This window comes from Pseudanabaena sp. SR411, from assembly GCF_002251945.1.
Taxonomy (GTDB): Bacteria; Cyanobacteriota; Cyanobacteriia; order Pseudanabaenales; family Pseudanabaenaceae; genus Pseudanabaena.
In genome coordinates, this window is record NZ_NDHW01000197.1 from 1 (window position 1) to 24,579 (window position 24,579).

The following is a 24,579-nucleotide window of genomic DNA, read 5'->3' on the forward strand; positions in this document are numbered from 1 at the left end:
AGACTTGAAACAGTATTTTCCATTTTGGCAACGTTCTGATACTTTACCCAAATGGGATATAACCATTGTTCCTAATTGATTGGTATCTTATTTCCTCGCAAGTCCCTTAGTCTTTTTAAAAAAATCAGTAAGCAACCCCTTGTTAAATTCCTCTGACTTCGACTCATTACTCAAGTCCAGCAAACTAACCAAGCTTTCCTTAAACGCTCTCATGCTCTCATGATCGGGCTTCACCTTCACATACGCCTTATTTAAAGCTTGTCTCGGCTGTAGCTGATTTTCTGACATGAAAATTTACTTGCGAAAATGAGTTTGAGATCTAGAATAGCCGATCTTTTAGAACAGAAAACGGCATAGCCGTTTTCTGTTTTGGGATGAGCTAAAATTTGGGCAAAGCAAAACCTGTTTTTAGAATTAACTCATATTATGACCAATCTCCATAGTTCACAAATTCCGATCGCCATGACGATCGCTGGTTCTGATAGTGGTGGTGGCGCTGGCATACAGGCTGACTTACGCACCTTTGCTTTTCATTGTGTCCATGGAACTAGTGTCCTCACCTGCATCACTGCCCAGAATACGCAGGGAGTAACGCGAGTAGATGCGATGTCGCCTGAGTCCGTAACCGCACAATTTGAAGCCGTAATGATCGATATGCGAATTGGAGCCATCAAAACGGGGATGTTGCTCAATCAAGAGATAATTAAAACTGTGGCGAAGAAGCTAGTTGCCTTTGGATTTGGGAATGTGGTGGTCGATCCTGTAATGGTGTCGCGGACTGGGGCACAGCTAATCGATGACGAGGCGATAAAAACGATGCAAGATCTATTAATTCCCCTTGCGGCGATCGCTACACCCAATCGCTACGAAGCCCAAATTCTCGCCGCTATGGATATTCACACGTTAGAAGATATGCAAACGGCTGCTCAGAAAATTTACAAACTAGGAGCGCGTTCGGTCTTGGTAAAAGGTGGCGGGATGACGGGTGATCTGAAGGCGGTTGATGTTTGGTTTGATGGCGATCGCCTTGAGGTTTTGCAGACTGAAGTAATCGATACAACCCATACCCATGGCACAGGTTGCACACTTTCAGCCGCGATCGCCGCCAATCTAGCATTAGGCAAATCACGTTTTCAAGCAGTACAGGAAGCGAAGAACTATGTGACCGAAGCTTTGAAATATGCCTTAGCGATCGGCAAAGGACAGGGGCCAGTTGGACATTTCTTTCCATTGTTAAAGTAGGGGGAATCCCCCTGTGGTTGCCCAAATCCCTAGGGGTAGGCACGGGGGCGCTACCCCTACTGCTTTTAGACGGCTCAAATAATTTTGCCGAAAATTACTAAACTTTGATCTTTCCCATCTAATTCGGCAACTTCAGGCAAAAAACCCCATTCTGTAAACCCAAAATTCTCAAATAACCTGCGACTAGTAGCATTGTGAGCAAATATAAAGCCGACCAGTTTAGCAATATTCAGCTTAGGACATTGGGCGATCGCATGACCAAGCAACTTTTTGCCGACACCCTTGCCTTGATAGTGAGGATCGATGTAAATACTGACTTCGGCAGTTTTATGATAGGCGGGGCGACCATAAAACATCTGTAAACTGAGCCAACCCAGAATTTGCGCGTTTTGATCGCTTTGAATATTGTGACTACCAATTGCCATCACCCAGACAGGATAGCGATCGCCATGCGATCGAAACCAAGCACGACGGCTCTCGACGGAGATGGGTTCAAGATCGGCAGTGGCAAGACGACTAGGAATAGCAGCATTATAAATCTCAATGATTGCGGGTAAATCAGCTTCTACTGCCAACCGAATTTGCATAAAACACTTACTCCCTAGTGGTTCCACCAAAACCGTTTTGTATGGTGCGGTGAAGCCACACCATACAAAATTGTGTCATTAAAAACCATACATTACCGTAATTAGCAACTGAGTAAAGTCCAACATTTTGGTTAAAAGTGTTGCTTAGCAGCACTTTTAACCAAAATGTTGGTTTCTATTTCAGTTTAAAATGCCGCAAAAGCAGCACCTAGCGCTGCTTTTAATTTTTGGGTTTTGGTTTATGATGGAAAAGGTAGTTATCTCCTTTTTATGGAATTATTTGCTGGCTTACTCACGACGGTTTTAGGTTTGGCAGGCTCACCGGGGATTGCGATTGACAAAATTGCGACGGATTTTTTGCGTGGGCAAATTGTACGGGCTGATGTTCTCGAAGTGCGCGTTGATAATGCTCCTAACTATCAAGTTTTTTTAGGTAACGTCGATCGCATTCGTGTAGCAGGTCGTGGTGTTTACATCTTAGAATTTTTGCGAATCGATCAGGTTGACCTAGAAACCGATCCGATTAGCATCGATCCTAACGTGTTACAGACGGGCAAAGTGGTCTTGCGTCGTCCATTACAGGCCGCCGTGCGCGTCGTCATGCGCTCTGAAGATATTAATGCAGCCCTGCGATCGCCTAATGTTCAACCTTCCTTTAAAAATCTCAGCATTGACATTACAGGAACTAATAAAAACCCCGAAATTCTCGATTTGATCGATCCCGAAATAACTTTTTTGGAAGGCGATCGCATCCGTCTGGCCGCTTCCCTACAGGCAAAGCCAACTGCCGCTAAGCCTAACCCCAGTAAACTAGATGTTTCCGTCAATGCCGAATTAAAGACTATTGGCGGTACAAAACTGCAAATTTTCAATCCTAAAATTGAATTGGCGGGAACTCCTGTACCAGAGCGCATTGCTAAAGCCTTTACCGAGGGATTGAATAAAGTCCTAGATTTGCGTCAATTGGAAAGTAAAGGGATTACGGCGCGAGTGATCAGACTAGAACTTACGGAAGGAAAAATGCAAGTCATTGGTTTTGCCAAAATGGATGCTCTGCCCGAACAATAGTCGCAACTCAAAACCCAGAGAAATTTTAAAAAAGATTGTTTCGCAATCTTTTTTAAAATTTCTCTGTACTAACTAAAATCCAAACAGCCTGTATGAGTCAATGCCTCAATCCTAACTGCAATTATCAAAATCCAGATCCTGCGCTGATTTTTTGTAGTCAATGTGGATCGAAGCTGAGGATCGGCGATCGCTATCGGGCGATTAAAATTCTGGGGCAAGGTGGTTTTGGGAGAGCGTTTATCGGTATTGACGAAGCACTTCCTTCCCATCCGCACTGTGTGATTAAACAGTTTTTTCCTGCGGATCTTAGTAGTGCGGTGAAGGCGGCGGAGTTGTTTCAGCAGGAAGCAATTCGCCTTGATGATTTGGGAAAACATCCGCAAATACCAACATTATTTGCCCATCTAGAACATGATGGTCGCCAATATCTGATCCAAGAATTTGTGGATGGTCATGATCTGTTAAAGGAACTGCAAGAGCAGGGAGCTTTTAGTGAAGCCAAGATTCGGATGTTACTAGCAGATTTACTGCCAGTCCTGCAATTTATCCACGATCGCAATGTAATCCATCGCGACATCAAACCTGAAAATATTATCCGTCGGAGATCGCCAAGCATCTCTGGCTCTGTATCGAGTTCTGCGGTAGCGGGGAGTCATGTGTTAGTTGATTTTGGTGCAGCAAAATTTGTGACAGCGGCGGCGCTAATGGAGACAGGCACTCGCATCGGCAGTGCGGTATATGTTGCACCAGAACAAGTGCGCGGCAAAGCCATATTTGCTAGTGACCTCTATAGTTTGGGTGTGACTTGTATCCATCTGCTGACGAATGTCTCACCATTCGAGTTAATGGATATGGATGGAACTTGGATCTGGCGCGATTTTTTAGAAAATACTTCTGTTAGTCCTGTTCTTGGTCAGATTCTCGATCGCCTGATTACCACGGCTCCCAGTCAACGCTATCAGACAGCTCAAGCAGTTTTAACTGATCTTAAAAATTTGACTTCCCCATCCCATCAAGCCTATACCCCAAGATTCCAAAGATCGAGTTATGCCAAGGCTACTGCCAAAACTCAGATTACGCCGATCGCCACACCGAAATCTCAACCAATTCAGGCGATCGCGCCGCCGTTATCACAATTTTCCTTTGAGACGGCGATTGTCACAGTTCATCGCTTGGGAATTGGCAAACTCACTAAACATCAATTACAAATTAGTACAAGGCAGAAAACGGGAAGAATCTATATCGAGACTCTAGGCAATGTCCAAGGTAAAACGATTGGCTTAGAAATGGTATTTCTTCCCGCAGGTAAATTTCAAATTGGTTCGCCAACTAGTGAAGCCGACCGTATCGATGAAGAAAGTCCGCGCCATATGGTGAATATACCCTGTTTCTTTATGTCGCGCTTTCCCATTACCCAGAGACAATGGAAAGTATTAATGGATAATAATCCTGCGATGTTTATTGGGAATGGCGATCGCCCTGTGGAAATGGTGTCATGGGAAGATACCCAAGTCTTTTGTCAGAAATTAGTAGAGAGAACAGGGAAACCCTATCGATTGCCGAGCGAATCGGAATGGGAATATGCTTGTCGAGCGGGGACAATCACAGCTTTTGGCTTTGGGGAAACGATCGCTGCTAATTTGGCTAATTACAATGGGGCAAGCCCTTATCAATATGCGCCACAAGGGTTAAGTAATGTCTCGACAACGGAAGTTGGGACTTATCCTGCCAATGCCTTTGGGCTACATGACATGCATGGCAATGTGTGGGAATGGTGCGCGGATCATTGGCATGATGACTATGACCTGTTGCCGAGGGATGGCACTGCATGGACACAGGGAGGCGATCGCAGTTGTCGGGTTGTGCGTGGTGGCTCATGGCGCGATCCAGCCCATTATTGCCGCTCAGCAAGGCGTTTTAAAAATGCCGCTAATCAAGGCGATCGCAGCACAGGTTTTCGCGTCGCTGTCACTTTATAGCAATGTCAGTTTTGCTTAGGACATAAAATCCAAAAGATGAGTGGCGGCGCGAAGCGCCGCCACTCATCTTTTGGGTTGCTATACAAAAGTGTCGTCACACTTTTGTACTTTGGGATAAAATCTGCCCTAACTGAGTAAGGTTAATGGGCTTACTGATGCATGTATCTATACCGATCGCTGCATATTGCTCACGATCTTGCGTTGTTACATTTGCTGTGACTGCGATGATGTAGGGACGAGAGCCGTGATCCCATTCTGCGACAATTCTTTTAGTGGCTTCGAGTCCATCTAATTCAGGCATTTGGATATCCATTAAAATGACATCGTAATGCTTCTCCCGTAGCTTTGTTAGTACCTCTAAGCCATTGTGAGCTATGTCAGGTGCATAACCTAATCTTTGTAAAAACTTCTGTAATAGTAATTGATTATATTTAACATCCTCAGCAACGAGAATGCTTAATGGCTTCGTTGATGCTGACTTCACCTTATAGCCGATCGCGGATTCTTCAAGAAAACGCTCAATTTGTGGAGATTCGGTTTGAGCAGGCAATAAAGCGATCGCTTCCCGTGAGGGCATGATCAGGGATTGCGCTTGGTTAGTGCTTAAGTCCAACTCAAAGCTGAAGGTACTACCCACCCCGATTTCGCTCACCACCTTAATTTCACTTCCCATTTTGGTTACGAGACTTTGGCTAATCGCTAACCCTAAACCTGCACCATCGGGTTTCATTTCATCTTGGCAGACCTGTTCAAAGGGTAAAAATATCTTCTTAATTTCTGCTTGGGTGATCCCGATACCTGTATCAGCGATCGCGAATCGCATTAGCTGATCAGAGCTTTTGGTCACTGAAAAAGTAATCTCTCCAGCATTGGTAAACTTGATGGCATTAATGAGCAGATTTAGGAGGACTTGTCTTAGTCGTTTTTCGTCGGCATAGATGGTTTCAGGAAGATCGGATGCAAACTGAGTGATAAAGCTGAGGTTCTTTTGGATAGCCTTGACATAAACCATCGACATGGTAATTTCTAAAAAATTAGATAGAGATAAGATATTTGGCTCAATCTCCATTTTGTCAGCTTCGATTCTAGAGATATCCAGCAGATCTTCAATTAATGAAAGTAGATGGTCACTAGACTGACTGATAATTCCCAAATATTCCTGAGATTCTGCATCTAAATGGGGAGTATCTTGGAGAATTTGGGTAAAGCCCATAATTGAATTGAGCGGCGTGCGTAATTCATGACTGATATTGCCCAAAAATGTGCTCTTAGCCTGATCTACCCGTTCATAGGCAATCATCGTTTCCGACAATGTTTGATTTTTAGTAACCAGTTGTTGCTTTTGGAGATTCCGTTCGGTGATATCTTCGATCGCGATCAAAATCATCTTGCCGACATTGCCTTGATCGATCTGACAAGCATTTAGTAACATCGTGCGCTTGCCTAAATGCGTAAATTCCTGCGTAACTTCATAATCTTGGACAGAAATATCCAACATCAAAATATCATTTAACAGCGATCGCAGTTTGGGAATATCCCAATCTCCATTTCCTAGCGCAAAAATTGATTGTCGTTCAGTGCGGAGAGGATGTATTTGAAAGATTTGATAAAAGGCTGAATTTGCAGTAATCACTTGCAGATCAGCATTTAGCACTACTAAAGGCTGCCGTAAAGTCTCAATGATGGCTGTGGCATAGTTGCGTGAAACTTCTAACTCAATTGCATTGCGTTTAAGCAAATCAATATCAAATAAACTGATCACCACGCCATCAATGTGATTATCCGTAGTTCGATAGGGACGGATTCTCATACTAAACCAATTGCCGCAATGATCCTGCACATCCTGTTCATAGGGAATAAGCGTGTCAATTACCGATGTCACCAAGTTTCTAAGGTTCTCTACACTCAGATTGTTTTGAATATCGCTAAAGGGTCGCCCGACATCACTAGCAATCAGATTAAATGCTGGTTCTGCCATCGGGGTAAAGCGTCTAATCCGCAAATCACCCGACAACATCAAGATGGGGATATTCACACTGCTGAGCAGATTTTGCATATCGTTATTGACTTGATGCAACTGGATATTGCGACCACGCAACTCATCATTAATCGTACTTAGTTCTTCATTGGTGGCTTGGATTTCCTCTTTAGCTGTTTCCAGTTCCTCATTGGCACTTTGCAATTCCTCATTACTGGATAGAATCTCTTCCCCAGCTACTTTGAGATCTTGATTATTCGCTTCTTGAGTTTCAATAATCGATCGCAGATATTCTTTGGTTTTTTCTAACTCATGGGTGAGCCGCACCACATCCATATCCGCTTTAGTTGCTCGCTCTTTGCGCGGCTTGATGAATGATACGGGCGCAGATGCTAGCAAGATTGGCATTGGACGGCTCTCAAATAGCACTAAAAAGTATTGATCGCTATTCGCTCTTAAGGGAATTACATCCAACTTCACGATAATCCCTTGGGACATCTCAATTCCATCTTTAGCGATCGGCAAATCTTGCTCTTTGGCACTATAAATCGCCGATCGCAGTTCTAGACGTAATTCTAGACGCGCCATCTTCAGTAAATTTAGACTTGCCTTACCAGGAGATGCCTCCAAATAAGGGCTAGTATGTCCCCGAAATTGCAAAATCTCTAGCTCCGAGTTAATCATCACGCCCGCAGGTGCATATCGACTCAATACCACCTGATCAGCTAGTTGTTCTAAGTTTATTTCCACAGGAACTGTACTAACTTCATGGCGTTTTGCCAGATTTGCCGACTCGCTCACATGGGTACTTTTGACAAAGTTAAAATTTATCCGTGATGATGTGGATATCTTGCTCTTATAAATGCGATTCTTTTTGTCAGCGATCGTAAACAAATCTCCCGCATTGCCAATGCCTTCAGAACTGCCCAACATTAAAAACCCATTGGCATTAAGTGCATAGTGAAAAATCGGCATCACCTTTTTTTGAAGCACTGGTTCTAAATAAATCAGCATATTGCGGCAGCTAATCAAATCTAGTCGCGAAAAAGGTGGATCGCTAGTCAAATTTTGGCGAGCAAATACACATAATTCTCTGACAGACTTCCCAATCTGATAGCCGCCTTCCACTGGGGTAAAAAACCGTCGCAACCGCTCTGGTGAGACATCAACCAGCAAATTCTGATGGTAAATTCCTAGTCTTGCCTTTTCGATGACTTGTTCACTAATATCCGTAGCAAAAATCTGAATGGCAGGTTTGACAGGACGACCATCGAGAAATTCCAATAAACTAATAGCGATAGAGTAAACTTCTTCACCTGTAGCACAGCCCGCGACCCAGATCCGAATCGGTAAATCTAGCGACTTATTTTGACTAATTATCGGAAATACTACTTGCTGTAAAGCTGCAAAGGAATCGGGATCGCGAAAAAAACTGGTCACACTAATCAGAATATCGTTGTATAGGTTTTCAACTTCACTAGGATGCTCTTGCAAATGTACTGCATAGGCTTCTACTTTTTGAAGATTCAGTAAACCCATACGCCGCAAAATTCTGCGTCTGATTGTCCCTTGTTTATAATGGCTAAAGTCGATCCCCATTGCATCCATCAATAGCCGAAAAATTATTGCTAAAGCTTCTTTACTTTCGGCGCTTCCTGTAAAAAATGCAGATTGATCATCAGGTTCATAGAGAGTAATTGCTTTACTAACTGAGGCTTCGCGCTTATTGCCAATGCTAATATTTACCAGTTCTGTGGCGATCTCCTGAGGTGACAACACAAAATCCACATAGCCTGAAGCGATCGCAATCATTGGCATGGTGGGAAATTCTGCCGAGGCAAGATCTTGAGCGAAGGTAACTCCACCCGATGCCTTAATCGCCCCTAAACCTGCTGTACCATCCTCATTGTTGCCCGATAAAATGACAGCGATCGCCTGATTCCCGCGATCGTTAGCCAGTGATCTAAAAAATCCATCAATTACCATATACTTGCCCCTAACCCGCTGTCGAGGTTCAAGTCTCAAAATACCTTGTTCCAGAGTCATCAAGGTATTGGGCGGAATTACATAGACATGATTTGGCAAGATTTTCATGCCTTCTTTGGCTTCATTGACAGGCATCTGCGTGATATTTCGCAAAATCTCGCTTAACTGACTATCATGTTGCGGTGCTAAATGCTGAATCAGCACAAAGCCCATACCAGTATCTATTGGTAAATTTTGGAGAATCTGGGTGAATACTTCTAATCCGCCTGCTGATGCGCCTATTCCGACGATCGCGAGGCATTCTTGTTGGGATTGTTCAGGTGGGGTGATCAATAAATCAGGGTTGCTAGGTTCTTCTGGACTTGAGACTGATTGAGAACTCACTAGTTTCTATGTATCTATTATTTAGATTCTAATCTTAGCAGTACTATTCGGTGATTGGGTTGCTAAAAGTTCTGCAATTTAATCAAGAAACAGATTTTGATGACTCAGCAAAGCCGATCATAAAAATCTGGTTATAGCTGTCGCCATTCTTGTTAGGACATAAAACCCAAATAGTGTGAGGCGGCGCGAAGCGCCGCCTCACACTATTTGGGTTTTGATTTGTCCTGATACAGGTGGCTATAGCTATAATTTGCGTAGTTCTTCATCCTATTGCATTGATAAAACAAGAGCATCTAGTTTTCTGATTCTTTCAACCATGATCTTCATCACGTTAATTGCAAAATTAGGAGTTTGTTGTACCAAAAAAGTAAACCGCTTGTGATCAACAGGGACTAACTTACATTCAGTTTTAGCGATCGCGGTCGCACTTCTTGGGCTGGAGTCAATCAGCGCCATTTCACCAACGATTCCGCCAGCAGTCGTGGTGTCTAATAACTTACCATCGATCGAAATTTCTACTTCCCCTTCCACGATCGCATACATATGATCGGCGACCCCACCTTTTTGAAAGATCACTTGTCCTGCGGGGATGATTACAAAGTCTTTGGCATTATTAAACAAGTCAATTGTAGTCAAGATCAAACTCCACTTTATACAAAATTAAATTAAACAATAAATGGGAATATGTTATTTATTGTAATTGCAAAGCGAGAAATTTTAGCCATTAGTTAAAATCTTGAAAATAATTGGCTATATCCTCTAATAAAAAGGTTTTTGAGAATTAAATTAAACTTAGTAAATCAAATTTGTAATTTAACTAATAAGGTTAAATCTAAATTAACTTAAGGTTAAATATTTGTAATAACTGTACAATTAGCACCGCGATCGCCGCACCAATTGTTGTATTAATTCCATTGACTAGTTCATTAGTGAGCCAGTCATATTTCTCTTGTAAAGTTGCGCCAATCAGACTTTCGATATTGGTGGCAATGAAAGCAGCGATCGCACACCAAAGTAGATCCCAAGGACTAGTTAATAAACCTACTGCCCAGCCAACTGCGGCGATAAATAGCGAACCGATAATTCCTGCGATCGTGCCTTCTAGGCTAACAGCCCCCTCAGTGCCTGCGGGAACAGGTTTGAGTGTGGTGATCAAAAATGTACTTTTACCATAGGCCTTACCAATTTCGCTTGCCGTCGTATCCGCAAGCTTGGTACTAAGACTAGCAACATAGGCTAATAACCATAGGGGATTGGGAGCGATCGCCTGACCAATCGCGCAAACTGCACCCGTAGCCGCCGATCCCCAAAGATTTTCGGGTCCTCTTGCGCCATCACGTTTCTCGGCTATGCCTTTCGCTTCTTTGATGTCCTTTCCGATGCGAGTTACCCCCGAACCAACGATCAGATAGCTTAAAATGACAACATAACCTTGCCATCCCAGACAGCCCCAGACCGTTATTCCTAACGCCCATGCATGGAAAATCCCTGCGGTGGTTAAGACTTTGCGAGGTAATAGTAAAGCGATCGCACCAAGTATCGTATTGAGGGCGATCGCTATTAACCAGTCCTGTGAAATTGGGAAACTATTTATCATAGAAGTTAATCTTAGGTAACTTAATCAACATACTACGCAGGAAAAAATAATGGCAGCAGCACTTGAGTTGTTTTGGCAAAATCTTGAGGGGTTTATGACTTGGAATCTTTTCTTAGCAATGATTCCCTGCGTACTTAGTTTTATGTTATTTGCCAAGCGATCACCAAAGCGATTACCGATCAATCCTCTGTGGTGGTTTGGTCTAGCAATCTTTATATTATTTTTGCCCAATGCGCCCTATGTGATTACTGACATAATTCATTTTGTCAGAGATATGCGAGCCGACGTTTCCGATAATGGCATTATTTTTGTGCTGATTCCTCAGTATATTGCCTTTATATTGCTGGGCTTCCAATGCTATGTGATTTCTTTAATTAAGTTGGTTCAATATGTAGATTGGCTCAAACTGACTAGAAAGATAACTTTGCTGGAAGTAAGCATAAATTTTATCTGTGCGATCGGCGTGTATTGGGGAAGAGTGAATCGCTTAAATAGTTGGGATGTATTCACCAATCCTCAAAGTGTGATCCAAGATGCCATTCGCAACCTAGGGAATCCTAATTTTTTCCTAGGTACAGTTATATTTTTCATTATCTTTACTAGTCTCTATTACATTTTCAAATGGGTTAATCTGGCGATCGCGTTCTATTGGTATAATCATTCTAAACAAGCAGCTACATAGTAAGAATCAATCTTTGCTGATTGATTCAGGAAGCTTTTTATATGATTGCTGAGACTTCAGAAACTTCTCTTGAAGAATTGAATCTTGATAGTCCACAGGTCTTGTTCTCAATTCTTCAATCTCTCCGTCAACAAGTAGCCAGTGAAGCAGAAGTTACTTTTGACTTATGGAAACAGCACATTTATCGCCCTGAATTTCTTGCAAGCGCCTTGAACCTAGCCCAATATTTAGCATTAAGGCGGCACGATCTGCGATCGCTTCAAGCAGCACTAATGCCTTGGGGTCTATCTTCACTGGGACGGATTGAATCACGAGTCATGCCTAATCTTGATGCTGTCATGGCAACTTTGCAAGTCATTTGCGGCACAGCATTAACACAACAGCAACATCGTCCACCGATTGAATCCTTCTTTGAGGGTAGTCGTTTACTAAAAAAGCATACAGAAGAATTATTTGGGCTAAACTGCAACCATCGTCGAGTCAGGATTATGGTAACTTTGCCCACGGAAGCCGCCACAGACTACGAACTGGTGCGAAAAATTGTTCAGAGAGGAGCCAACTGTGTGCGAATTAATTGCGCTCACGATACGCCAGAACTCTGGAAAAAGATGATCGACCATGTACGTCAAGCTGAGCAGGAAACCCACACCTGTTGTAAGGTGATGATGGACTTAAGTGGCCCCAAAATCCGTACTGGGCAAGTGCTAAGACCAAACGATAAAAAACGGGTATTTCGCGGAGATCACATTTTGCTATCACGATGTGAGTCTCAAAATGAGTCACAGTCCGATGAAGCGATCGCCGCATCTGTAGAGAATTTTCAAACCTGCTGCACAGTTCCTGAAATTCTCGATCTACTTACGACTGGAGCAACTGTATATATTGATGACGGCAAAATTCGGACTCGCGTAATTGACACCCAACATCCATTACCCAATGGACAATTGGGAATTTTATTGCAAGTTACTCATGCTAGTCCCAAAGGAGTCAAACTTCGACCCGAAAAAGGTTTGAACTTCCCTAATACAGTCTTGCCACTTAGTCCACTCACTGAAAAAGACTTGTCTGACTTAGATTTTGTCGCCATCCATGCAGATATTATTGGCTATTCATTTGTGCAACGCTCTGCGGATATTGAGCTTCTGCAACAGGAGCTAGATCAACGCTCTGAGGGAAAGGTTACCCGTCCTGCGATCGTTGCCAAGATTGAAACAGCGATCGCTGTTTCTAATCTGCCAGAATTAATTATCCATGCCGCAGGTAAACAATCCTTTGGGGTAATGATTGCCAGAGGTGACTTAGCCGTTGAAATTGGCTACCAACGTTTAACCGAGATACAGGAAGAAATTCTCTGGCTTTGCGAAGCCGCTCATGTTCCTGTGATTTGGGCAACTCAGGTATTAGAAAGCCTAGTAAAGGATGGAGCGCCCTCCCGTGGCGAAATGACCGATGCGGCAATGGCGGAAAGGGCTGAATGTGTTATGCTTAATAAAGGAGAGTTTATTGCGGAAGCAATCACGATTCTTGATGATGTCCTTAATCGAATGGAAGCGCATCAATCCAAAAAAACGCCGCAATTACGGGCATTGCACTCATGGTAGTGCAAGCTTAGAATGAGCTAATTTATTTGTTTTTGGAGCGATTAATTTATGGATACGCAGCTAGTTTGTGTAGAAGTTGATCTGCAAAATCACTACACAGTACCAACTCTATATCAAGCCATTGAGGATGAGTTACAAAAATATGGACAGCCTCTGCAATGGATTGTCTTAAGTGCAGATAAGGAGCGCCAAAAAGTTTGTGTTAAAGCACTCTGTCTATCCTCTGATTCAAATCCCCTCAAAGCTTTAGGTTAAGTCCAAGCTAAGAAATACAATCAGTTGAGGTGAAACTAAATGAAAGAGCATCAATTCGATCTCTCGGTATTACTTGGTGATTATGCTCACCAAATTATTCACCAAAACTTCCAAAAAGTTATCGATCAAGAAACGTCTGTTTTTAAAGATAAAGACATTGAACCGTTGCATCAAATGCGAGTCGGAATGCGAAGATTGCGAACAGCGATTCAAGTATTTGGCAATGCGATCACCCTACCCAAAGCAGTTAATAATTCATCGATTGGCAAAATTGCTAGAAGTTTGGGAGAGACACGAGATCTTGATGTGTTACAACAAGAACTGATTAACCACTATCAACCTTTATTGTCGAAAGCCGAAGAGTCTAAACTCGATACAGTTATCAAGCATCTACACCAGAAACGCGCTCAGAGCTTTCGGAAATTGCAGAAAACCTTAAATGGCGATCGCTATCAAACCCTTAAGCAAGAAATCCAAGATTGGTTAGTCCAGCCGACCTATACAACGATGGGTAGTTTATCAGTCTTGGAAATTTTGCCAGATTTAATTTTGCCCTTGATTTGTCGGCTGTTTCTCCATTCAGGTTGGCTGGTGGGGACAACGATTCAGTCGGCTAAGGTTGCCTTGGTATCCATTGAAGAACCCGCAGAGTTAAATCAGCAATTAAGGAAATTTGGCAATGATTTGCATGACTTGCGTAAGCAAATTAAGGGAGTTCGTTATCAGACTGAGTTTTTCGCTGACTTTTATGAAGATACATACGCGCAAAGAATAGAAGAATTTAAAACAATGCAGGAGATGCTCGGACAACTTCAAGATCATGTTGTCCTCCGTGATTTTCTAGAATTTGCGCTGAAGCAAGATTTGGTCAAGGTGCTACCAACGATCGCGCAGATCATGCAGCAAGAATCAATTGCCTTTTGGCAAAGTTGGCAACCTCTCCAAGAGCAGTATCTCTCTCCCGAATTTCGCCAGTCTCTGCGATCTCTACTAACCACACCACTTGTCCAAATTCCTACATAAGTGGAAAACGCACCCGCAGGGTGCGTTTTCCACTATATAATCATCCCCATAGATAGTTCGCAATCCTTACCATAAACTTATGTCTGCCGCCCCTTACGGTTCTTGGAAATCGCCAATTAGTTCTGATTTGATCGTTTCTAGTAGTATTCGCCTCGGTGCGATCGCCATTGATGGGGGTAATGTCTATTGGAATGAAGGCAGACCGACAGAAGGGGGCAGAAATGTAATCATGCGCTATGACGTGGATGGCAATTATCGCGAAATGACACCCGCATCGCTCAATGTGCGATCGCTAGTCCATGAATACGGCGGCGGCGAATATCTAGTAGAAGATGGACGCATTTATTTCTCTAACTTTAGCGATCGCTGCATTTATCGTAAAATTGGCGGCAGTTCATGCAAACCATTAACGACCGAAAGCGCTTATCGCTATGCCGATTTTGTCTGGAATCGGATTTATGGCAAATTGATCTGTGTGCGTGAAGATCATACAGGCGGCGGCGAACCGATTAACACCTTAGTGGCAGTGAATACTAGCAATGGTGAAGATATTCAGGTATTGGTCACAGGTGCAGATTTTTATGCCTCGCCGCGATTGAATGCCACTGGTGATAAACTCGCATGGATTAGTTGGAATCATCCCAATATGCCTTGGGATGGAACCGAACTTTGGGTTGCTGATCTTGTGGAATCTGAAACTGGAGTTCTCACGATTCAAAATCCGCAACTGGTCGCAGGCGGTACTGAAGAGTCAATATTTCAGCCAGAATGGTCGCCCGATGGCAAGCTCTACTTTGTAAGTGATCGCACAGGTTGGTGGAATCTTTATCGCACTTCCGTAGAAGCTATTGCTATTGAATCGCTCTGTCCCAAATCTGCCGAATTTGGCTTGCCGCAGTGGGTATTTGGGATGACTACCTATGACTTTACAGGTGACGGTAAAATCCTCTGTTCCTATACAGAGCATGGTAAATCCCATTTAGCAATTCTCGATCCTGCCAATCTTGATGTAGGTTTACAAGAAATTTCTACACCCTTTACTTCGATCTCAGGATTGCGTTGCGAAGGCGATCGCGCCGTGTTTCATGGTGGTTCAGCAACGGAACCAACGGCGATCGTTTTACTAGATTTACAAACGGTCACTTGGCAAAAAATCCGTGTTGCTTCTGATTTGGAAATCGATCCAGACTATATTTCCGCCGCTCAGTCCATAGAATTTCCTACAGAGAATGGGAAAACAGCCTATGGATTATTTTATCCTCCTAAAAACAAGGACTTCCAAGCAGATGAATCTAAAAAACCACCTCTGCTTGTCAAAAGTCATGGTGGTCCCACAGCTTCAACTTCAGGAAGCTTAAGTCTGGGCATTCAATATTGGACAAGTCGCGGCTTTGCCGTGCTAGATGTGAACTATGGCGGCAGCACTGGCTATGGACGCGAATATCGCGATCGCCTCAAAGGTAATTGGGGTATCGTCGATGTTGATGACTGTGCCAATGGTGCGAAATTTCTTGCAGACAAAGGTTTAGTGGATGGCGATCGCCTTGCGATTTCAGGAGGCAGTGCTGGCGGCTATACGACTCTTTGCGCTTTGACCTTTCGCGATGATTTCAAAGCAGGGGCGAGTCATTATGGAATTTGTGATCTCGAAGCTCTTGCTACGGATACCCATAAATTTGAGTCACGTTATCTCGATAGTTTGATTGGTAAATATCCTGAACAAAAGGAACTCTATATTCAGCGATCGCCAATTCATTTCACGGATAAGCTATCCTGTGCGATCGCCTTTTTCCAAGGTTTAGAAGATAAAGTCGTACCCCCGAATCAAGCAGAAATGATGGTGGATGCTTTACGCAAAAAAGGTTTGCCCGTTGCATACGTTCCCTTTGAAGGCGAACAACACGGCTTTCGTAAAGCCGAAAACATTAAACGCGCCCTTGATGGTGAGTTCTATTTCTATTCCCAAATTTTTGGATTTAAACCTGCGGATGAGATTGAGCCAATCGCGATCGAGAATAATTCTCGCGCTTCGCATTAATAGAAAGGTGGTACTTTGCGCCACCTTTCTATTAAATTACATGATTCAAATCTGATGGGGATAGATGGTCATGAATGATTTGACCATCACGGAACCAAATAATCCGTCGTGAATTTCTAGCCACATCGGCTTCATGGGTAACCATCACCACCGTAATCCCACTAGCATTCAACTCACCAAATAGTTCCATTACTTCTTTTGTAGTATGCGAATCTAGCGCCCCTGTAGGTTCATCGGCAAGCAACATCACAGGATTATTCACGATCGCCCTCGCGATCGCTACCCTTTGCTGCTGTCCACCTGACATTTGGTTAGGTCGATTATTTAACCGATGTCCCATGGCAACCCGTTCCAGAGCCGCCGCTGCTCGTTCTTTTTGTTCTTTAGGACGAATATCGGCATACGCCATCGGTAACATCACATTCTCGATCGCCGTAAGTTGTGGCAAGAGATGATATTGCTGAAAGATAAAGCCAATTTTGAGATTGCGAACTTTGGCAAGATCGCCTTCCTGCATATGGGAGACATCTTGTTCATCTAGAAAATATTGCCCTGATGTGCTGCTATCTAGACAGCCAATGATATTCATGCAAGTGGATTTGCCCGATCCCGAAGCACCCATAATCGCGCAATATTCGCCTTCTTTAATCACAAAGCTAACATCATCTAGGGCTTTTACGAGGGTATCGTCTTGGCCGTAGAATTTACAGACATTATTCAGACGGACAATTTCTCGTCTGGAATCATCAGATATTTCGGGAATAGATGCGATCGCGTTGGTAGTAATCATAAATTTATTTTCTAATGAGAGGCAGCGCGAAGTGCTGCCTCTTATGCTTTTGCTAAATACTTCTCAAAGCCACAATTGGATCGAGTCTGGATGCTTGTCGGGCTGGGAAAATCCCAAAGAACAAACCAATTCCACCCGAAACACCGACGGCTAGACAAATTGCCCCAATCGATACCCCCGCTTGCAAAGGTGAAACTGCGGCGATGAATAAAATGCCACCAACACCGATACCCGTACCGATCGCACCACCTAGTAATGACAAAATCACTGCTTCAATTGTGAACTGGGTGAGAATATCGCTGGGTGAAGCGCCGATCGCTTTGCGAAGTCCAATTTCACTGGTGCGCTCGGTGACTGACACCAGCATGATATTCATGATGCCAATGCCACCAACTAGCAGTGAAATCCCTGCGATCGCCGCCAGCATAATCGTCAGTGCGCCCGTAATATTACCGACTATTTCTAGAGCATCCTGTTGGGTACGCACTGTAAATGTATCGTCAGCATTCACATCGGAAGTACGGTGACGCAATCGCAATAGGTTAGAAATTTGGAATTGCGCCGCGTCCACATTGGCATTACTAGTCGCGGACACATTAATTACAGCCACAGCAACACCATAGGGGGAAGTTTTGCCCGTAAGTTGGCTAGTCATCGTCGTAATTGGCAGAAAAATCGTGTCATCTTGGTTTGTACCCAGAAATGCACCTTTCTCCGACATAATGCCGATTACTTCATAGCTAGTGCCTCGGATTCGCACTGTCTGACCAACGGCTGATCCCTGTGGAAATAACTCTTTTGCGATCGCCGCCCCAATCGTGATCACCCTTGCATTCCGCTTAAGGTCTTCCTCATTAAAAAATCTGCCCACACTAACTTCCGCGTTGCGAACGATCGCATAGGTATCGGTCGTGCCGATTAATGTGGCGCGTTTAGTATTGTTACCTGCAATCGCTAGCTCGGAGCCGTTAATCTGTGGTGCGACACTGCGAACGGTGGGGACTTGGGTGGCGATCGCTTCGGCATCGGCTAGCACTAGGCGATTTGGCGGTGCGATTACATTTCGCCGCGCATTGTCAGTACCAGTAATCACAAAGATGACATCCGTCCCAAGGGACTGAAACTGCTCAGCAGCGTACTTTTGCGCCCCTTGCCCAATTCCCACCATCAAAATTACGGAAGCATTTCCGATAATGATACCGAGCATTGTCAATGTGCTACGCAAACGATTAGCTGCAAGGGTTTTGCCCGCCATCCGAAAGCTTTCCCAAGTATCCATCCTTAAAATTTCCTGCTGTATCTGATTTTAAACTTTGCAAAGTTGGTAATGCAATGCCGCGCAAAGCGCGGCATTGCATTACTTCTCTAGATCTAATGCAATGCGTAACTATAGTGTATGGTCAAAACTAAATCCTGACTTCAACCATTGGGCGGTATTTGGGGTAATCCCAAAGCACAAAATGGCGTAGCCGTTTTGTGCCATTTTGTATTTTTTAAACCATCACTAGAATTGATTTTTAATTCCCAAGAGTGGGGTGACACTTTTAGGAATGGGTATAATTGGTCATAAAAGCTGTAATACAATTAAAAAAGTTAGCCTACAATCAATTGTGTAGGGCTTGAAATGAAACTAATCTAAGCTTCTAAATTTAATACCGCCAAAAGGTTAAGAGACATAGATAAATGAAAAGCCATGTTAAACTTCAGCAAAATATTAATTCTTTTATTCACTCAAATTTAGAAGGTGGCTATGTCGCGGAATGTTTGGGAATCTCAGTAGTAACACAGGGAAGTACTCTGGATGAAGTTGTCGAGAATCTCATAGAAGCAGTTGGATTACATTTAGAAGATGAAAATCCTGAAGATTTCGGTTTAGTTCCTCATCCATCAATTTTGGTTACCTTTGAACTACAACCTGAATACGTCAAAGCTTAAACGACTATCTGGCGCAGATGCGATCGCTATTTTTAAGAGATTTGGATTTGAAGTTCATAGTCAAAGAGGTAGTCATATTAAACTGCGTCGTATCACTTCTCTTGGCAAAGAAACTTTAACTATTCCTAACCATCGCGAACTAGCAACTGGTACTTGTCAAGCTCTATTTCGTCAAGCTACTCGCTATATTCTAGAATCAGAACTATTTCCATACTTCTATGAATAAATTTATCTTCATTGATCTAAAACTTGAGGCTCTTCTGGGATTAAAGTAGAACAATATCACGCTTATTTCGCTACGTACTCTGAAATACCTATTACAATTCTGATCTATTTGTGAGATTAAATGTTTTTGTGAGAATGTGCCACTAAGTATAGCTATAGACATCAATGTTAAGACAAACCCAAAAGAGAGTGGCGGCGCGAAGCGCCGCTACTCTCTTTTGGGTTTTATGTCCTGACTTGGCTGGCTATAGCTATAACACATTCTCACAAAACATTTAGGATTGCTTTATTCTCAAATATCTGAGCGTAAGCTCCTGCTATATAATCACTTTGTTAAGCATTGTTTACGAAACGATAAAACAATGCACCCTAATAACGAAATTTTATGGCTAAGTATATCTTTGTGACTGGCGGTGTTGTCTCTAGTATCGGGAAGGGCATCGTTGCCGCAAGTTTGGGACGATTACTTAAATCTAGGGACTATTCGATCGCAATTCTGAAACTTGATCCCTATATCAACGTTGACCCTGGTACGATGAGTCCTTTTCAACATGGGGAAGTTTTTGTCACCGAAGATGGCGCAGAGACCGATCTCGATTTGGGACATTACGAGCGCTTTACTGATACTTCGATGTCAAAGCTGAGCAATGTCACCACAGGCGCAATCTATCAAGGGGTGATCAATAAAGAACGGCGTGGTGATTATCAAGGTGGCACTGTCCAAGTGATCCCGCATATCACCAATGAAATTAAAGAGCGCATTCATCGGGTAGCGAATAACGGTAATCCCGATCTCGTGATTGTCGAAATTGGCGGTACGGTGGGCGATATTGAATCCCTACCATTTATCGAAGCAATTCGTCAGTTTCGTAAGGATGTGGGTCGGCAAAATGTGGTTTATATGCATGTGACCCTCATGCCTTGGATTGCCTCCGCAGGGGAAATGAAAACTAAGCCCACGCAGCACTCAGTTAAGGAATTGCAGTCCGTAGGGATTCAGCCTGATATTTTAGTTTGTCGTAGCGATCGCCCTTTACCTCAAAACATCAAGGATAAAGTCTCCGAGTTTTGTAACGTGCTGCCTGAGTGCGTGATGACAGGACAAGATGTAAAGAGCATCTATGAAGTGCCGCTAGCAATGGAGCGAGAAGGCTTAGCCGAGCAAGTATTGCGACTCCTCGGTATGCAACAACGTCAACCTGATCTTCGTAGTTGGCAAACCCTTGTCGAGCGTCTCTATCGCTCTGAGCATCAAGTAGAAGTAGCGATCGTTGGTAAGTATGTGCGCTTGACCGATGCCTATCTCTCGGTGATTGAAGCCCTCAAGCATGGGGCGATCGCCGTTAACAGCAATGTCAACCTACGCTGGATCAACTCCGAAGACATCGAAGCCTATGGCGCAGAAAAATTCCTCAAAGATGTCCATGCGATCGTGGTTCCTGGTGGTTTTGGTCATCGTGGTGTTGATGGGAAAGTGGCTGCTGTGAAGTATGCCCGCGATCATCAGATTCCATTTTTAGGATTATGTTTAGGAATGCAATGTGCGGTGATTGATTGGGCGAGAAATGTTGGACAATTAGGCGATGCTAATAGTGCCGAGTTTGATCCAGAGTCCAAGAATCCTGTCATTCACCTCCTGCCAGAACAGCAAGATGTGGTTAATCTCGGTGGCACAATGCGCTTAGGTTTATACGCCTGTCGTCTAGCACCGAATACTCTAGTTAGTGATCTTTATAAAGAGTCAGTAATTTATGAACGTCATCGCCATCGTTATGAGTTTAATAATGCCTATCGATCACTATTTCTGGAGTCGGGTTATGTGATTAGTGGTACTTCTCCCGATGGGCGTTTAGTCGAAGCGATCGAGCTTCCTAGCCATCCATACTTTATCGCTACACAATTCCATCCTGAGTTCCAATCTCGCCCAAGTCGTCCCCATCCACTTTTCCAAGGCTTAATTAAAGCGGCTCTGGATTTGCAAAAACAGCGTCTTGATAATGTTTCTGAGCTAGATAGTTCTCCAATTCTTGAACAACTTAATGAGCAGAAACAAGAGTTTGCTTCAGCAACATCTGCGTAGAACTTAGGGCTTCGCTGTAAGAAGCCGCACCATCATAAATTTTTAAAAAGTATGGCTTCGCCATACTTTTTAAAAATTTATGATGGATCATGTTAACCTGACTGTTTGAATTTGATTTTGTAGATCGCTATGACTGGATTTGTTGGGCTGCACGTTCATACTGAATATAGTTTGCTCGATGGGGCAAGCCAAATCCCTGATATGGTGAATCGCGCCGTCGAACTGGGAATGCCTGCGATCGCCTTAACCGATCATGGGGTGATGTATGGAGCGATCGAGCTAATCAAGGTTTGCAAGTCTAAGGGTATCAAACCAATCATTGGCAATGAAATGTATGTCCTCAATGGGGATATTACTATTCAATACAAGAGAGAAGAAAAAAAGAAAAAATATCACCAATGCGTTCTCGCTAAAGATACGCAGGGCTATCGCAATCTGGTTAAACTCACCACCATTTCCCATTTGCAAGGCTATCAAGGCAAAGGGATTTTTGCGCGACCTTGCATTAATAAAGATTATTTACTGCAATATAAAGAAGGCTTAATGCTTACTTCGGGATGCTTGGCAGGAGAAGTTCCTCAAGCAATCATGAATGGCGATCCGAAACTAGCGCGAGAAGTGGCGGCTTGGTATAAAGAACATTTTGGCGATGATTATTATCTAGAAATTCAAGATCACGGCTATCCTGAAGATCGTGTTGTGAATGTAGAAATTTGCAAGATTGCCAAAGAATTAGATATCAAAGTAATTGCCACGAATGACTCTCACTTTACCTCTTGTATGGATGTGGAAGCCCATGATGCACTGCTCTGTATCCAAACTGGCAAATTGATTTCCGATGAAAAACGCCTGCGTTATAGCGGGATGGAATATTTCAAATCCTACGATGAGATGCGGCAGTTATTTCGGGATCATTTGGAAGATGATGTGATCGAAGAAGCTCTGGCTAATACGCTCCATGCTGCCGCCAAGGTTAAGCCCTACGACCTCATGCGCGATCCCCGTGCTGCTGATTATCCCATTCCTGAAGGACATACTGCGGACACTTATTTTGAGGAAGTGACATGGCAGGGTTTGCTACAAAGATTTAATGCGAAGACCCATGCAGAAATTTCTGCCGAATATCAAGAACGGTTGCGTTTTGAACTAGGCATCATCATGCAGATGGGCTTCTCTACTTACTTTTTGGTGGTGTGGGACTACATCAAATATGCTAGAGATAAGCAGATTCCCGTGGGCCCTGGACGAGGCAGTGCCGCAGGTTCGCTAGTTGCCTATTCATTAGGAATTACGAATATTGACCCGATCCATCACGGACTTCTGTTTGAAAGATTTCTCAATCCTGAACGGAAGTCAATGCCTGATATTGATACTGACTTCTGTATCGATCACCGTGGAGAATTGATTGATTATGTGACGCAACGCTATGGACAAGAACGGGTTGCTCAGATTGTGACGTTTAACCGACTAACTTCTAAAGCAGTTCTCAAAGATGTGGCAAGGGTGCTAGATGTATCCTACAGCGAATCCGACAAAATGGCGAAGATGATTCCCGTTTCCCGTGGAAAACCCGCTAAGCTGAAGGTGATGATTTCTGAGGAATCCCCTGCACCCGAATTTCGCGATCGCTACAAACAAGATGCGAAGGTATTTGAATGGCTGGATATGGCGATGCGTATCGAAGGGGTGAACAAAAGTTCAGGTGTCCATGCAGCAGGTGTGGTAATTTCACCGTTTCCATTGGATGAGGTTGTACCATTGCAACGCAGTAATGAAGGTCAAGTGGTCACGCAATACACGATGGAGGATTTGGAATCCCTTGGTTTGCTGAAAATGGACTTCTTAGGACTGCGAAACCTCACAACCATTGAGCATACCAGTAAACTAATTCGCAACAATCAAGATCCGAATTTCCATATTGATGCGATCGCTCCCGATATGTCTACAGAGGCAAATCAAAAAACCTATAAGCTATTGGAAAAAGGCGATCTAGAGGGGGTCTTCCAATTAGAATCATCGGGCATGAAGCAGATCGTCAAAGATCTCAAACCTTCCAATATTGAAGATATTTCTTCGATTCTGGCGCTTTATCGTCCAGGACCTTTAGATGCTGGGCTAATTCCAAAGTTCATTAATCGTAAGCATGGTCGAGAAGCGATCGAGTATCAGCACCACACCTTAGAACCAATTCTAAACAATACCTATGGAGTCCTCTGTTACCAAGAGCAGATCATGAAAATGGCTCAGGATTTAGCGGGATATTCCCTTGGTGCTGCGGATTTATTGCGTCGGGCGATGGGTAAAAAGAAGCCTGAAGAAATGGAAAAACAGCGCTCTATTTTCCTTGATGGCTGTGCTAAGAATGGAATTAGGTCGGAGATTTCTAATGATCTATTCGATCAGATGGTGATTTTTGCGGAATATTGTCTCAGTTACGATACTCTGGTACAAACTGTGGAATATGGCTTAATGCCCATCGGTAAAATCGTTGAGCATCAAATTGAATGTCAGGTTTACAGTGTTGATGAGAATGGCTTTGTCTATACACAACCGATCGCACAGTGGCACGATCGCGGTAATCAAGAAGTCTTTGAATATGAGTTAGAAAATGGTGATCACCTTAGAGCTACTAAGGATCACAAGTTCATGACTTTTGATGGTGAGATGCTAGCGATCGATGAGATTTTTGAGCGTGGGTTAGATCTTGCCATTGCTATAACTTTATAAATAGCTATTGTTTGCCCTGATATAATTTATAAACACTATTATCTTTCTGCGAGACAGACCATGAAAACGCTCGCTATTCAAATTGATGAAGATATTGCCCAAGCATTTCAATCTTCACAACCAGCACAACAACAAACTTAGGACTTACGTAAGAACAATAGGAATGGAAGAAATTTTAAGTTGGGATCTTAAATAATCAGACAAAAGTCCAGATTTAAATTTGTAGATAATGTTACCCAATTGAAAAGCTAAGCGTTTAAGCTGATTCCAAACGAGCATGGCACAGGCAGTATGATTACGTTAAATTCTAGACTTGGAGACTGTCACTGGAGTTTAGACTAAAAAAGGTAAGAAAGGCAGAGTAAAAGAGATACAAACTGCCTAAAGTAGATAAAAAAGAAA

The 24,579-nt window shown here is 43.3% G+C and carries 19 protein-coding genes; 12 read left to right on the forward strand and 7 right to left on the reverse strand.

What is annotated here, in order from left to right; all coding sequences use genetic code 11:
- Positions 1-87: 87 nt before the first annotated feature.
- Positions 88-288, reverse strand: a complete 201-nt coding sequence (locus tag B9G53_RS21130) for a hypothetical protein (protein ID WP_094535446.1) — start codon at positions 286-288, stop codon at positions 88-90.
- Positions 289-426: 138 nt separating this feature from the next.
- On the opposite strand from B9G53_RS21130, the gene thiD reads away from it, so the two are divergent.
- Complete coding sequence (gene thiD, locus B9G53_RS21135; RefSeq protein WP_176453301.1) at positions 427-1,242, forward strand: bifunctional hydroxymethylpyrimidine kinase/phosphomethylpyrimidine kinase; 816 nt, start codon at positions 427-429, stop codon at positions 1,240-1,242.
- Between the two features lie 74 nt (positions 1,243-1,316).
- On the opposite strand, the gene B9G53_RS21140 is transcribed toward thiD, so the two are convergent.
- Positions 1,317-1,829: a GNAT family N-acetyltransferase gene (locus B9G53_RS21140; RefSeq protein ID WP_094535447.1), complete on the reverse strand. Its 513-nt coding sequence runs from the start codon at positions 1,827-1,829 to the stop codon at positions 1,317-1,319.
- Positions 1,830-2,099: 270 nt separating this feature from the next.
- Between B9G53_RS21140 and B9G53_RS21145 the strand changes: the two genes are divergently transcribed.
- On the forward strand, positions 2,100-2,897 hold the full coding sequence (locus B9G53_RS21145; RefSeq protein WP_094535448.1) for a DUF2993 domain-containing protein: 798 nt from the start codon (positions 2,100-2,102) through the stop codon (positions 2,895-2,897).
- Between the two features lie 92 nt (positions 2,898-2,989).
- Complete coding sequence (locus B9G53_RS21150; RefSeq protein WP_094535449.1) at positions 2,990-4,876, forward strand: bifunctional serine/threonine-protein kinase/formylglycine-generating enzyme family protein; 1,887 nt, start codon at positions 2,990-2,992, stop codon at positions 4,874-4,876.
- Between the two features lie 94 nt (positions 4,877-4,970).
- Here the strand turns inward: B9G53_RS21150 and B9G53_RS21155 are convergent, their stop codons facing one another.
- The 3 genes from B9G53_RS21155 to B9G53_RS21165 all read right to left on the reverse strand — a co-directional run bounded on the left by B9G53_RS21155 (position 4,971) and on the right by B9G53_RS21165 (position 10,821).
- Positions 4,971-9,224, reverse strand: coding sequence for a chemotaxis protein CheB (locus tag B9G53_RS21155; RefSeq protein ID WP_094535450.1), 4,254 nt, complete (start codon positions 9,222-9,224; stop codon positions 4,971-4,973).
- Positions 9,225-9,491: 267 nt separating this feature from the next.
- A complete protein-coding gene (locus B9G53_RS21160) occupies positions 9,492-9,860 on the reverse strand; it encodes a cyclic nucleotide-binding domain-containing protein (RefSeq protein ID WP_094535451.1) in 369 nt (122 codons plus the stop codon).
- 196 nt (positions 9,861-10,056) lie between these two features.
- On the reverse strand, positions 10,057-10,821 hold the full coding sequence (locus B9G53_RS21165) for a TIGR00297 family protein (RefSeq protein ID WP_094535452.1): 765 nt from the start codon (positions 10,819-10,821) through the stop codon (positions 10,057-10,059).
- 49 nt (positions 10,822-10,870) lie between these two features.
- Between B9G53_RS21165 and B9G53_RS21170 the strand changes: the two genes are divergently transcribed.
- The 5 genes from B9G53_RS21170 (at position 10,871) to B9G53_RS21190 (ending at position 16,420) form a co-directional block, all read left to right on the forward strand.
- Complete coding sequence (locus B9G53_RS21170) at positions 10,871-11,503, forward strand: DUF1361 domain-containing protein (RefSeq protein WP_094535453.1); 633 nt, start codon at positions 10,871-10,873, stop codon at positions 11,501-11,503.
- Between the two features lie 41 nt (positions 11,504-11,544).
- Positions 11,545-13,104, forward strand: a complete 1,560-nt coding sequence (locus tag B9G53_RS21175; protein WP_094535454.1) for a pyruvate kinase — start codon at positions 11,545-11,547, stop codon at positions 13,102-13,104.
- A gap of 48 nt (positions 13,105-13,152) precedes the next feature.
- Positions 13,153-13,359, forward strand: a complete 207-nt coding sequence (locus B9G53_RS21180) for a hypothetical protein (protein ID WP_094535455.1) — start codon at positions 13,153-13,155, stop codon at positions 13,357-13,359.
- A gap of 39 nt (positions 13,360-13,398) precedes the next feature.
- Positions 13,399-14,382 carry a CHAD domain-containing protein gene (locus B9G53_RS21185; RefSeq protein ID WP_094535456.1) on the forward strand — a complete coding sequence of 328 codons (984 nt, stop codon included), beginning with the start codon at positions 13,399-13,401 and terminating at the stop codon, positions 14,380-14,382.
- Between the two features lie 79 nt (positions 14,383-14,461).
- On the forward strand, positions 14,462-16,420 hold the full coding sequence (locus tag B9G53_RS21190) for a S9 family peptidase (RefSeq protein ID WP_094535457.1): 1,959 nt from the start codon (positions 14,462-14,464) through the stop codon (positions 16,418-16,420).
- A gap of 31 nt (positions 16,421-16,451) precedes the next feature.
- Here B9G53_RS21190 and B9G53_RS21195 read toward each other — a convergent pair whose 3' ends face one another.
- Positions 16,452-17,210 carry an ABC transporter ATP-binding protein gene (locus tag B9G53_RS21195; protein ID WP_094535458.1) on the reverse strand — a complete coding sequence of 253 codons (759 nt, stop codon included), beginning with the start codon at positions 17,208-17,210 and terminating at the stop codon, positions 16,452-16,454.
- Between the two features lie 52 nt (positions 17,211-17,262).
- The gene (locus B9G53_RS21200) at positions 17,263-18,489 is read right to left on the reverse strand and encodes an ABC transporter permease (RefSeq protein ID WP_094535459.1); all 1,227 of its coding nucleotides are present in this window, start codon (positions 18,487-18,489) and stop codon (positions 17,263-17,265) included.
- Positions 18,490-18,893: 404 nt separating this feature from the next.
- Between B9G53_RS21200 and B9G53_RS21205 the strand changes: the two genes are divergently transcribed.
- From B9G53_RS21205 to B9G53_RS21220, 4 genes are all read left to right on the forward strand, one after another.
- Positions 18,894-19,145 (forward strand): type II toxin-antitoxin system HicB family antitoxin, encoded by a 252-nt coding sequence (locus tag B9G53_RS21205; protein ID WP_094535460.1) that lies wholly within the window; start codon positions 18,894-18,896, stop codon positions 19,143-19,145.
- A complete protein-coding gene (locus B9G53_RS21210; protein ID WP_254923760.1) occupies positions 19,114-19,371 on the forward strand; it encodes a type II toxin-antitoxin system HicA family toxin in 258 nt (85 codons plus the stop codon). Before B9G53_RS21205 ends, B9G53_RS21210 begins: the two co-directional genes overlap by 32 nt.
- A gap of 384 nt (positions 19,372-19,755) precedes the next feature.
- On the forward strand, positions 19,756-21,450 hold the full coding sequence (locus tag B9G53_RS21215) for a CTP synthase (RefSeq protein WP_094535461.1): 1,695 nt from the start codon (positions 19,756-19,758) through the stop codon (positions 21,448-21,450).
- 129 nt (positions 21,451-21,579) lie between these two features.
- A complete protein-coding gene (locus tag B9G53_RS21220) occupies positions 21,580-24,177 on the forward strand; it encodes a DNA polymerase III subunit alpha (protein ID WP_094535462.1) in 2,598 nt (865 codons plus the stop codon).
- Positions 24,178-24,579: the final 402 nt, after the last annotated feature.